Origin of the sequence: Yoonia sp., assembly GCF_046498525.1 — a bacterium.
Lineage (GTDB): Bacteria > Pseudomonadota > Alphaproteobacteria > Rhodobacterales > Rhodobacteraceae > Yoonia.
The window spans coordinates 1-10929 of the sequence record NZ_JAWOAN010000133.1; the positions used below are offsets into that span (position 1 = coordinate 1).

At 57.2% G+C, this 10929-nt stretch carries 11 protein-coding genes; 7 read left to right on the top strand and 4 right to left on the bottom strand.

Annotated elements, in window-relative coordinates; all coding sequences use genetic code 11:
• Nucleotide 1: 1 nt before the first annotated feature.
• The 3 genes from R6T97_RS09035 to coxB form a co-directional block, all read right to left on the bottom strand.
• Nucleotides 2-205, bottom strand: a complete 204-nt coding sequence (locus R6T97_RS09035) for a hypothetical protein (RefSeq protein ID WP_410348965.1) — start codon at nt 203-205, stop codon at nt 2-4.
• On the bottom strand, nt 205-1137 hold the full coding sequence (cyoE, locus tag R6T97_RS09040; protein WP_410348966.1) for a heme o synthase: 933 nt from the start codon (nt 1135-1137) through the stop codon (nt 205-207). The genes R6T97_RS09035 and cyoE overlap by 1 nt, the downstream gene beginning before the upstream one ends.
• An 88-nt stretch (nt 1138-1225) precedes the next feature.
• On the bottom strand, nt 1226-2050 hold the full coding sequence (gene coxB, locus R6T97_RS09045) for a cytochrome c oxidase subunit II (RefSeq protein WP_410348967.1): 825 nt from the start codon (nt 2048-2050) through the stop codon (nt 1226-1228).
• Between the two features lie 184 nt (nt 2051-2234).
• Between coxB and tldD the strand changes: the two genes are divergently transcribed.
• From tldD to R6T97_RS09075, 6 genes are all read left to right on the top strand, one after another.
• Nucleotides 2235-3656, top strand: a complete 1422-nt coding sequence (tldD, locus tag R6T97_RS09050) for a metalloprotease TldD (protein WP_410348968.1) — start codon at nt 2235-2237, stop codon at nt 3654-3656.
• 199 nt (nt 3657-3855) lie between these two features.
• On the top strand, nt 3856-4989 hold the full coding sequence (gene dprA / locus R6T97_RS09055; RefSeq protein ID WP_410348969.1) for a DNA-processing protein DprA: 1134 nt from the start codon (nt 3856-3858) through the stop codon (nt 4987-4989).
• Nucleotides 4990-5095: 106 nt separating this feature from the next.
• Entirely contained in the window at nt 5096-7696 is a 2601-nt protein-coding gene (topA, locus tag R6T97_RS09060) for a type I DNA topoisomerase (protein WP_410348970.1), read from the top strand.
• An 85-nt stretch (nt 7697-7781) separates the two neighbouring features.
• On the top strand, nt 7782-8477 hold the full coding sequence (locus R6T97_RS09065) for a CoA transferase subunit A (RefSeq protein ID WP_410348971.1): 696 nt from the start codon (nt 7782-7784) through the stop codon (nt 8475-8477).
• The gene (locus R6T97_RS09070; RefSeq protein WP_410348975.1) at nt 8474-9100 is read left to right on the top strand and encodes a 3-oxoacid CoA-transferase subunit B; all 627 of its coding nucleotides are present in this window, start codon (nt 8474-8476) and stop codon (nt 9098-9100) included. The genes R6T97_RS09065 and R6T97_RS09070 overlap by 4 nt, the downstream gene beginning before the upstream one ends.
• On the top strand, nt 9093-9383 hold the full coding sequence (locus R6T97_RS09075; RefSeq protein ID WP_410348972.1) for a GNAT family N-acetyltransferase: 291 nt from the start codon (nt 9093-9095) through the stop codon (nt 9381-9383). Before R6T97_RS09070 ends, R6T97_RS09075 begins: the two co-directional genes overlap by 8 nt.
• Here the strand turns inward: R6T97_RS09075 and R6T97_RS09080 are convergent.
• Nucleotides 9380-10222: a lytic transglycosylase domain-containing protein gene (locus R6T97_RS09080; protein ID WP_410348973.1), complete on the bottom strand. Its 843-nt coding sequence runs from the start codon at nt 10220-10222 to the stop codon at nt 9380-9382. The genes R6T97_RS09075 and R6T97_RS09080 overlap by 4 nt on opposite strands.
• Before the next feature lie 361 nt (nt 10223-10583).
• Between R6T97_RS09080 and R6T97_RS09085 the strand changes: the two genes are divergently transcribed.
• Complete coding sequence (locus R6T97_RS09085; protein ID WP_410348974.1) at nt 10584-10772, top strand: Flp family type IVb pilin; 189 nt, start codon at nt 10584-10586, stop codon at nt 10770-10772.
• Nucleotides 10773-10929: the final 157 nt, after the last annotated feature.

Genomic DNA, 10929 nt, shown 5'->3' on the forward strand with positions numbered 1-10929 from the left:
CTCATTCACCTGCCCCCTCTTCCGGGATGATCTGTGGGCGTGCCACGTGATCGAACTTTTCAAACTGGGCGGCATCGCCGAGTTGCAAAACCTTGACGACCGTCAGGCCGAAAATGATCGCTATGAAGGCAGCGAGGATCAGCCCCAGCCCGTAATTGCGCCCTTTGCGCCGCGTGTGCAGTTCGTGTTCGACATGCAATGCCATCACCAGCCTCCGATGCCATAAAGCCGGAGCGCCGCTTCGATCAAGAGCGCGCCGAAGTGGGCGAAAAGATAATAGAGCGAAACTTTGAAAACCTTGATTTCGACACGGTGCTTGTCTGCTTCGCAGGCCGCATCATCGCGGCGCCAGATGTCATAGGCGCCTTTCAGGAACCATGCGTTCATCACGGCGGCAACGGCCAGATAGAACGGCCCCCCGATGGATGTGAACCCAAGCCCGATCGCCACCGGCACCAGCAGCACTGTGTAGATGATCACGTGTTTGCGTGTCGCATCGCGACCGTGCGTTTCGGTCAACATCGGCACACCGGCGTTGCCGTAGTCTGATTTCACAAACAGCGCCAGCGCCCAGAAATGCGGTGGCGTCCACATGAAGATCAGCGCGAACATCAAAATGCTTTCGATGCTGATCCCGCCGGTGGCGACGGCCCAGCCGATCATCGGGGGAAATGCACCAGCAGCCCCACCGATCACGATGTTCTGGGGTGTCGCCCGTTTGAGCCACATGGAATATATTACCGCGTAGAAAAAGATCGTGAAGGCGAGCAGGAATGCGGCAAGAAAATTGGTCGCAAGTGCCAGCAAGACAATGGAGAAGCCGGACAAGGCAAGGCCAATCCCCAATGCTTCACCCGGCGCGACCCGGCCTGAAGGGATCGGGCGACCGGCGGTCCGCTTCATGCGGGCGTCGATATCGGCGTCCCACCACATGTTCAGCGCACCCGAAGCACCCGCACCGACGGCAATACACAAGATTGCGACGAAGCCGATGAAGGGATGAACCGGTACAGGCGACACCAACAGCCCAACCAGAGCAGTAAACACCACTAGCGACATCACGCGCGGCTTCATCAGGGCGAAGTAATCACCCATACCTGCTTCGTAGCCTTGATCTGATGCGCTGATATCGCTCATTCCGGACCTTCAAAAGAGGGCGGGATATCCCACCTGACGTATTAGAACAGTAGTTTATATAGGGCGGGCATTGCCCCGCCCCAACCCCTTAGGACGTGCCAGTCGCTTCGGAAAGCCAGGCGTCATATGTCTCTTGGCTGACGACCTTGACCGTGATCGGCATATAAGCGTGGTCCTTGCCGCAAAGTTCCGAGCACTGACCGAAATAGATGCCTTCACGCTCTGCGGCGAACCAGAGTTCCGCCAAACGACCCGGAACCGCATCCTGCTTTACGCCGAATGCAGGGATCGTCCAAGAGTGGATGACGTCTGCACCGGTGACCTGCATCACAACGGTTGCACCAACAGGCACGACCACTGCTGTGTCTGTTGCCAAAAGGTATTCTTTGTCGCTGTAGCCATAGTCTGCCAACTCGTCGCGCGCCAGCATGTAGCTGTCGAATTCGACCCCATGGTCGACGTATTCATAGCCCCAATACCACTGGTAGCCCGTCACCTTGATGGTGATGTCAGCCTCTGGGATTTCCTGCTGCTTGAAAAGCACGGGCAACGAAAATGCGCCGATGAACACAAGAATAACAACCGGTACAACGGTCCACGCCACTTCCAGCGGCGAGTTGTGCGTGAAGGTCTCGGCACTGGGGTTTCTCTTTTGATTGTAGCGGATTGCCACCCAAGCGAGGAGTGCCGTCACAAACAGTGTAATGACCGTGATGATCACCAAAAGCAGGTTGTCGAGCCAGTGCACATCACGTGCGAGTTCCGTCGCGGCAGGCTGAAAGCCCATCCCACCTTGAACGGGGATGCCCACAATTTCGAGATCCTGATTGATCTGCTGTGCTGTCACGGAAGATCCGGCCATCATCAGACCGGCTGTCGTCCAAAGTGATGTCGCGATGCTATTCAAACGCATGTCTTACCCTATCTTAAATGCACCTTTCGCGGCGCGGCTCCCCGGCGATTCCATTCGGGCTTCGGACGGAATCCCATTGTATTCGATGGACCATGTCCCATATCCTGATGCACAACTCAAGAACTGCTATTGCGTCAAACGGACGCTTGCGCGACAAAATTCACCCCCGGCCAAGGAAAAACCCATGTCAGCAGACCCGTTCCGCCCGTTTGAAACAAATCTGGATCAGGATACAGCCCTGAACCTCCTGCGCGAGGCGACTGCCGGTGCCGACGATGGCGAGTTGTTTCTGGAGCGCCGCAAGTCCGAGGTGATTTCGTTTGACGATGGCCGCATCAAGACCGCCAGTTTCGATGCATCCGAAGGGTTTGGCCTGCGTGCCGTGCGTGGCGAAACGGCAGGCTACGCCCATTCCACAACGATTGATGAGCATGCGTTGAAACGCGCGGTCGCCACTGCACGTCTGGCTGTCGGTGACGGGGGAGGCACGATGGCCGATGCGCCCGCCGGCACGAACCGTAAGCTTTATTCGGATGATGATCCGATGTTGCAGGCAACCTTCCCCGCAAAGATCGATCTGCTGCGCGAAATCGATGAATTTGCGCGCGCGCTTGATCCGCGGGTCGTGCAGGTCTCTGCCACTGTTGCCGCCTCTCACCAAGAAGTTCTGATTTTGCGCCCCGAAGGGACGTTGGTGACAGACACCCGCCCGATGTCACGCCTGAACATCAGTGTGATCGTCGAGGAAAACGGCAAACGTGAAAGTGGCGGCATGGGGGGTGGCGGTCGCGCAGGACTGATCGGGCTGATCGGTCGTGACAGTTGGGAACCCGTCGCCCGAGAGGCGCTCCGGATCGCGCTCGTAAACCTTGATGCCGAACCTGCACCTGCGGGTGTGATGGATGTTGTTCTTGGCCCCGGTTGGCCCGGGATCTTGCTGCATGAAGCGATTGGCCATGGCCTTGAGGGTGATTTCAATCGCAAGGGCTCAAGCGCATTTGCCGGTCTGATGGGCCAGCAGATTGCGTCCAAGGGTGTCACCGTGCTGGATGACGGCACGATCCCCGATCGCCGCGGGTCGATCACGGTCGATGACGAAGGCACGCCCAGCGCCAAGAACACACTGATCGAAGACGGTATTTTGGTCGGCTATATGCAGGATCGCCAGAATGCGCGTCTGACGGGTGTTGCCCCCACGGGTAACGGCAGGCGCGAAAGTTTTGCCCATGCGCCGATGCCGCGCATGACCAATACCTACATGCTGGCTGGCGACACCGCGCCAGAGGCGCTGGTCGCCGACCTCAAGGACGGTATTTATGCCGTTGGGTTTGGCGGCGGACAGGTGGATATCACCAATGGCAAGTTTGTCTTCAGCTGCACCGAGGCCTACCGCGTCAGGAACGGGGTGGTTGGTGCGCCTGTGAAAGGGGCGACGTTGATTGGCGACGGGGCAACTGCGCTCAAGCAGATTCGCGGGATCGGCAATGATCTGGCACTTGATCCGGGGATCGGCAACTGCGGCAAAGCGGGCCAGTGGGTGCCGGTTGGCGTGGGTCAGCCAAGCCTCATGATCGGCGGTCTGACAGTGGGCGGCGCTGCTGCCTAGACCCGACGCCTGAGTGATTCTTTTAAGCTTTCCGAGGTTGTGGTGCGTGCAATTCGCGCACACAATCATGCTGCGCCACAGGCATTTTGGCGAATTAGGCATGAAATATCTCATTCAGTTCAAAATCATCTTATATTGATTCAGAACTCGTTAACCCTCTTGGCCCTAAGGTGATCGGGCAATATGGCGGAGGTTCGGGATGGCCGGAACACACTTTTCTTCCACTCACCCCCCACTCCTACCCACCACGGAAGAGGATGCGGTCAACCGCCTTCGCCTATTGCGTTCGCGTCGGGTTGGCGTTGCGACCTATCACCGGCTGCTGGCAGAACACGGTAGCGCGGCTGATGCCCTCGGGGTTTTGCCGGAAATCGCGAAAGCTGCGGGGGTCGCAGATTATGTGATCTGCCCCGAAGGCGTTGTGATGGCGGAACTGAAAGCCGGAAAGGCGGCAGGCGCGCATTTGCTGGTGGAAGGATCGCCGGACTATCCGCGATCATTGCAGGATATTGCGGATGCCCCGCCCCTGCTTTGGGCGATCGGGAATACCGGACTTCTCGAGAAACCGATGATCGCGCTTGTCGGCGCGCGCAATGCATCGTCTTTGGGAACCCGCATGGCAAAACGGCTCGCCGAGGATTTGGCAGATGCCGGCTATACCGTTGTTTCCGGGCTTGCACGCGGCATTGATGCAGCCGCGCATCATGGGGCGTTGGCAGGTGGCACAGTAGCGGTGTTGGCAGGCGGCGTGGACGTGATTTATCCCGCCGAAAACACGCAGCTTGCCCATGATATCGCAAAACGCGGGCTGCGCCTGTCGGAAATGCCGATGGGTCTGCAGCCGCAAGCGCGCCACTTTCCTGCGCGAAACAGAATCATTTCGGGGCTGGCCCGCGCGGTCGTCGTGGTCGAGGCGGCGGGCAAATCAGGCAGCCTGATCACGGCACGCAATGCGCTGGATCAAGGGCGCGATGTGTTTGCAGTACCCGGTCACCCTTTCGATGCTCGTGCGTGGGGCTGCAATATGCTGATCCGTGATGGGGCAACCCTTGTGCGCAACGCCGAAGATGTGATCGATGCGGTCACACCGGTCGTGGCACCCGCGCCCGAGCTTGACTTGCCGGCGCCGACTGCGGCGAAACGCGGCTTGCGGGATATGGCGGCACTGCACTCGCAGATACTATCACGCTTGGGCAGCGCGCCGATTGCGGAAGACCAACTGCTGCGCGACATCAAGGCTTCTGCAATTGATGTCGCACCCATTCTGATTGATCTGGAACTTGAAGGCAAAATTGCACGTCAATCAGGCGGGCTGCTGGCCCGTATCGTCTGAACCTTCAGGCAAGTTCCGGCAAAGATTTTTACCCTCATTGACATTCGGCAAGCAGACGCCACATCTTGCCCGACCTAAGGAACTGCATTTTCTGTAAAGGATTCTCATGCCCGTTGTCGTTGTCGAATCCCCTGCGAAGGCCAAGAAAATAAACGGTTATCTTGGTAACAATTACACGGTTCTTGCCTCTTACGGACACGTCCGTGACCTGCCGCCCAAGGATGGTTCTGTCCTTCCCGACGAAGATTTCGACATGAAATGGGAGATCGCGTCAGACAGCAAAAAGCATATCAAAGCCATTGTCGATGCGCTGAAAGATGACAATGAACTGATTCTCGCAACCGACCCCGACCGCGAGGGCGAGGCTATTTCATGGCACCTGACAGAAACGCTAAGGGCCAAGAAAGCGATCAAAAAAGACACACCCGTCAGCCGTGTTGTTTTTAACGCGATCACCAAATCCGCCGTGACCGAGGCGATGGCGCACCCCCGTCAGGTCGATGAGCCGCTGGTTGAAGCATATCTCGCGCGTCGCGCGTTGGATTATCTGGTGGGCTTTAACCTGTCGCCGGTTCTATGGCGCAAGCTGCCCGGCGCGAAATCGGCAGGCCGCGTCCAATCGGTCTGCCTGCGCATTATCGTTGAGCGTGAAATGGAAATCGAAGCGTTCCGCAGTCAGGAATACTGGACCGTCAAGGCCCTGCTGCAATCCCCGCGCGGCCAGACGTTCGAGGCGCGCCTGACCACGCTGGCTGGCAAGAAGCTCGACAAATTCGATCTTGGCAATGCGACGCAGGCCGAAATGGCCGTGCAGGCGATCAACTCGCGCGATCTGGTGATCAAATCGGTCGAGGCAAAGCCTGCCACCCGTAATCCTTCGCCCCCCTTCATGACATCGACACTGCAACAAGAGGCAAGCCGCAAGTTCGGCATGGGCGCCAAGCAGACCATGAGCGTCGCACAGCGCCTTTATGAGGCGGGTCTGATTACCTACATGCGGACCGACGGCATTGATATGGCACCTGAGGCCGTCACCGGCGCTCGTGATGCGATCAAGGCCAAGTTCGGCGCGAAATACCTGCCCGACCAGCCGCGCATATATAAGAACAAAGCCAAGAACGCGCAGGAAGCCCACGAATGCATTCGCCCGACAGAGATGTCGGTCAGTACCGAAGACGCCAAAATCGCGGATGCGGACCAGCGCAAGCTTTATGATCTGATCTACAAACGCACGATGGCCAGCCAGATGGCCGCCGCCCGGCTGGAACGCACTGTTGTGGATATCACCAGCGCCGATGAACAGGTCGTGTTGCGCGCGAACGGGCAGGTCATGGTCTTTGACGGCTTCATAGCGATTTATGAAGAAGGCAAGGATGACGCCGTTGTCGATGACGACGACAAGCGCCTGCCGCAACTGACCGAGGGGGAGAAAGCCGAGAAGAAATCGGTCGATCCCGAACAGCACTTCACACAGCCACCACCCCGTTATACCGAGGCGACGCTGGTGAAACGGATGGAAGAACTGGGTATCGGTCGCCCCTCTACCTATGCTTCGATCGTTACGACCATTCAGGATCGCGGCTATGTCGAGAAGGACAAGAACCGCCTGATCCCGCAAGATAAAGGCCGTCTGGTCACAGCGTTCCTGACCAACTATTTCCGCAAATACATTGGCTACGATTTTACTGCTGATCTGGAAAACCAGTTGGATGAGGTCAGCGCAGGGCATGCTGACTACAAGAAAGTGCTTCGTCAGTTCTGGCGCGACTTCTCGGCTGCGATTGCCGAGACTGCGGACCTGCGCATCACCGAGGTGCTGGAAAAAATCAATGAGGTGTTGGAGCCGCATCTTTTTCCACCTACCGAAGATGGCAGTGATCCACGTCTTTGCCCCAACTGCGGCGCAGGCCGGTTGTCAATGCGCACAGCACGGTCGGGAGGTGCGTTCATCGGTTGCTCGAACTATCCCGAATGTCGCTATACACGCCCCTTCGGCCCCCCCAACCCTGAAGCGGAGGCATCCGCCATTCCGCCGGAGGGTAAGCTGCTGGGCACCGACGACGGTGATGAGATCAGGATTTTCAAAGGCCGCTTTGGCCCCTATGCCCAGCGCGGCGAGGTGACCGAGGAAAACAAAAAGCCGCCACGCCAGAGTATCCCTGCCGATTGGGAACCCGAAGACGTGACGCTGGAACAGGCATTGATGCTTTTGTCCCTGCCCCGCGAAATCGGTCCGCACCCCGAAGATGGCGTGCCGGTTTGGGCCAATATCGGGCGCTACGGCCCCTATCTCAAACACGCAGAGAGCACCTCGCATCGCGGTGGCACGAACGCCAATCTGGACAGTATCGACGAGGTCTGGACCGTGGGCATGAACCGCGCGGTGCAGTTGCTTGCCGAAAAGGTCGCCTCGCGTGGTGGCCGCGGCAAGGCCGCAGTTCCGATCCGCGAATTGGGCGAACATCCGGAAGCAGGCGGCCCTGTGAATGTCTTTGACGGCAAATACGGGCCCTATGTGAAGTGGGAAAAGATCAACGCCACGATCCCCGACACGATCGAGCCCGGCGAATTGACGATGGCGCAGGCCGTACATCTGATTGATGAGCGGGCCGAGAAAGCGGGCAAGAAAAAGCCCGTGCGCAAAAAAGCCCCGGCAAAGAAGAAAACAACGGCCACAAAAAAGCCTGCGGCGAAGAAGGCGGGCTAGCGCCCCTTTCTGCGTCGCGGCATTTTGTTGACTCTCTGTTGGCCTAGCGGCACAACAAGCGCAAACCACGCCGGAGAGTTAGCGCATGAAGAAAATCTATCCCAACGCGACCGCTGCCCTTGACGGGCTTTTGCATGATGGCATGTTCATCGCTGCTGGCGGCTTTGGCCTATGTGGCATCCCCGAATTGTTGCTTGAGGCGATCAGGGACGCAGGTACCAAGGATCTGACATTTGCGTCAAACAATGCAGGTGTTGATGACTTCGGTATCGGTATTTTGTTGCAGACCCGTCAGGTCAGGAAAATGATGAGTTCTTATGTGGGCGAAAATGCAGAGTTCATGCGCCAGTATTTGTCCGGCGAGCTTGAGCTGGAGTTCAACCCCCAAGGCACGCTGGCCGAGCGGATGCGCGCAGGCGGCTGTGGTATCCCCGGCTTTTATACCAAGACCGGCGTCGGCACCGTGATCGCCGAGGGCAAGGAACACAAAGACTTCAATGGCGAGACCTACATTCTGGAAGAAGGTATCTTTGCCGACCTTGCCATCGTGAAGGCGTGGAAGGCCGATGAGACCGGCAATCTTGTTTTCCGTAAGACCGCCCGCAATTTCAACCCGCCTGCTGCGATGTGCGGCAAGACTTGTGTGGTCGAGGTGGAAGAGATCGTGCCGACGGGGTCGCTTGATCCTGACTGCATTCACCTGCCGGGCATTTATGTGCACCGGCTGATCCAGGGCGAACATGAAAAGCGTATTGAACAGCGTACTGTGAGGACAGCATAATGTGGGACCGCAATCAGATGGCCGCACGGGCCGCACAAGAACTGCAGGATGGCTGGTACGTGAACCTTGGAATCGGTATTCCGACGCTGGTATCCAACTATATTCCTGACGGCATTGAAGTGACCTTGCAGTCCGAAAACGGCATGTTGGGAATGGGTCCCTTCCCGATTGACGGCGAAGAGGATGCCGACCTGATCAATGCGGGCAAGCAGACGATCACAGAACTGCCCCAGACCGCGTATTTCGACAGCGCCCAATCCTTTGGGATGATCCGTGGCGGTAAGATAGCGATGGCGATTCTAGGTGCCATGGAAGTGGCCGAGAACGGCGATCTGGCGAACTGGATGATCCCGGGCAAGCTGGTCAAGGGTATGGGCGGCGCCATGGATCTGGTTGCCGGTGTCGGTCGCGTCGTCGTTGTGATGGATCACACCAACAAGCACGGTGTCAGCAAGGTCCTGAAGGAATGCACCCTGCCGCTGACCGGCAAGGGCGTGGTGGATCGCATCATCACCAACCTTGGTGTGTTGGACGTGGTCGAGGGTGGTTTGAAGATCGTCGAAACCGCCGAAGGCGTCACTGAAGACGAACTGCGCGCCGCGACGGAAGCGGCGATTGTCTGACCTGTCGGTCATGCACGAAGAAAGCGGCAAAAAGGGTCGTTATTATATAGTGCACGCATCTGGTGAGAGTGAGCTGAAGTATTCCATCATGTCATCCAAGCTGGTGAGTGCGGAGCATACACAAACGGCAAGCGGGCATGAAGGCGAAGACATCGGGGCGACGATGTTGCGCGAGTTTATCGCAGACGCGCGCAGCAAAGGCTTTCAGATCGTGCCGCTTTGCCCGTTTGTGAATGCGCAACGCCGCAAGCACCCTGAATGGGCCGACGTCTTTTCTGTCTAGATACCGTTCACATTGAAGACGCAGGAATCCGTGATCAATTCCGGTGGTGTCTGGCACAGCCCTTTTGCCACCTGCCAAGCCGCGAGCACCTTGGGCACATAGGCCCTTGTTTCGCCGAATGGCGGCACGCCTTCGTAGCGGCGTACATTGCCTTCGCCTGCGTTGTATCCCGCCAGCGCCAGCACCGCGTCATTGCCGAAGTGGGCCAGCAACCATTCCAGATAGGCCACACCGCCTTTGATATTCTGTGCAGGGTCTTTGCTGTCGGTGACACCAAAGCGGGTTGCGGTGTCTGGCATCAGTTGCATCAAACCTTCCGCACCGGCCGAACTTACGGCATCGATACGGCCCGCACTTTCGACCGAAATGACCGCCAGCACCAGCGCAGGCGACACAGAGGTGCCGACCGTTTCAATCAAGATACGACGCCCGTGCGCGTTTGCGATGGTCTGCAACGCCTGAAGCCGCGGAGTTGGGACACCTTGCCCGCTGGGAGGGTCGTTCAACCGGGCCATCGCCTTCTGAAAGCGAACGGGTCCCTGTTCGGAGAGTTTTGCCGGCACGGTCGTCCAGAACCATTCAAGGCCGGAAGGTTGCGGGAGCGCAATTGCACCACCCGCCGCCACGGGTGAAAGCTCGGGTTCAGGATCGGCGTAGACCGGACCAAGCCTCGGGGCGTTAGGGTCAATTTGAACGGTGATGCGGCTGCCACTGTTGCCTGATGGAACGGGTACGCGCTTGAATGTGAAGTCGGGCTGCAATCTTTCGATTTCAGCCACCGCTGGTGCTGTGAGCAGCAGCAACCCTGCCAGTGCCGTGCCTGTTAATCTACGACTCATTTTTTGCCTGCTCGCGGTTTTTATTCATCTTAAAATGGCAGAAAGAAGCCAAAAAGCCAAATCTTTAGGAACAATGGCACAGTTTTGACCGATATTGAGAGCGTTTCGGCAACGCAAATTTGGAAAGATGAACAAAAGATGAATAATTCTTTCATTTAAAAACATTGGCTTACCCCGTTTTGGGCCAAACTTGGCGTCTGACAGGGAAAAAAATGTTTGATGCCAAACTCCCGCCCCATTCAAATGGCTATATGTCTGCATCCAAGACGGTGTTCGCGTTAGCGTAACTAGTAAACCAGATGCCGGCGCGGAACGAAACGGAACGAAACAAAATCTTCTAATACCCTGAGGAGGGAATATAATGCTTAACTTTATCAAAAACTTCCGCAATGACGAAGACGGTGCTGTAACAGTTGACTTCGTCGTTCTGACTGCTGCAATCGTTGTTCTTGGCCTGGCCGTTGGTACGGCGATCAGCAACGGTGCTGGTGGACTCGCAAATGATATTGAAACATCACTGGACAATCAGAAGCGCAACGGCACCGAATAAGACTGTCTGCAGTTTTCTTAACTCAAAGATGTCGCGCTTACTCCAAGTTGGCGCGGCATCACCCCCTTAAGCCCAGATTGCACGTCAAATCATGTGTGCGTTGTGATTGCAGGAAAGCTTCGCATTATAGCAGTGAACGCTGCGTTGCAACCATCAC

What these genes read in the sequence shown, in the direction of transcription:
- R6T97_RS09035 (WP_410348965.1), bottom strand. Translation starts at nt 205, where the DNA reads ATGGCATTGCATGTCGAACACGAACTGCACACGCGGCGCAAAGGGCGC.
- cyoE (WP_410348966.1), bottom strand. Translation starts at nt 1,137, where the DNA reads ATGAGCGATATCAGCGCATCAGATCAAGGCTACGAAGCAGGTATGGGT.
- coxB (WP_410348967.1), bottom strand. Translation starts at nt 2,050, where the DNA reads ATGCGTTTGAATAGCATCGCGACATCACTTTGGACGACAGCCGGTCTG.
- tldD (WP_410348968.1), top strand. Translation starts at nt 2,235, where the DNA reads ATGTCAGCAGACCCGTTCCGCCCGTTTGAAACAAATCTGGATCAGGAT.
- dprA (WP_410348969.1), top strand. Translation starts at nt 3,856, where the DNA reads ATGGCCGGAACACACTTTTCTTCCACTCACCCCCCACTCCTACCCACC.
- topA (WP_410348970.1), top strand. Translation starts at nt 5,096, where the DNA reads ATGCCCGTTGTCGTTGTCGAATCCCCTGCGAAGGCCAAGAAAATAAAC.
- R6T97_RS09065 (WP_410348971.1), top strand. Translation starts at nt 7,782, where the DNA reads ATGAAGAAAATCTATCCCAACGCGACCGCTGCCCTTGACGGGCTTTTG.
- R6T97_RS09080 (WP_410348973.1), bottom strand. Translation starts at nt 10,222, where the DNA reads ATGAGTCGTAGATTAACAGGCACGGCACTGGCAGGGTTGCTGCTGCTC.
- R6T97_RS09085 (WP_410348974.1), top strand. Translation starts at nt 10,584, where the DNA reads ATGCTTAACTTTATCAAAAACTTCCGCAATGACGAAGACGGTGCTGTA.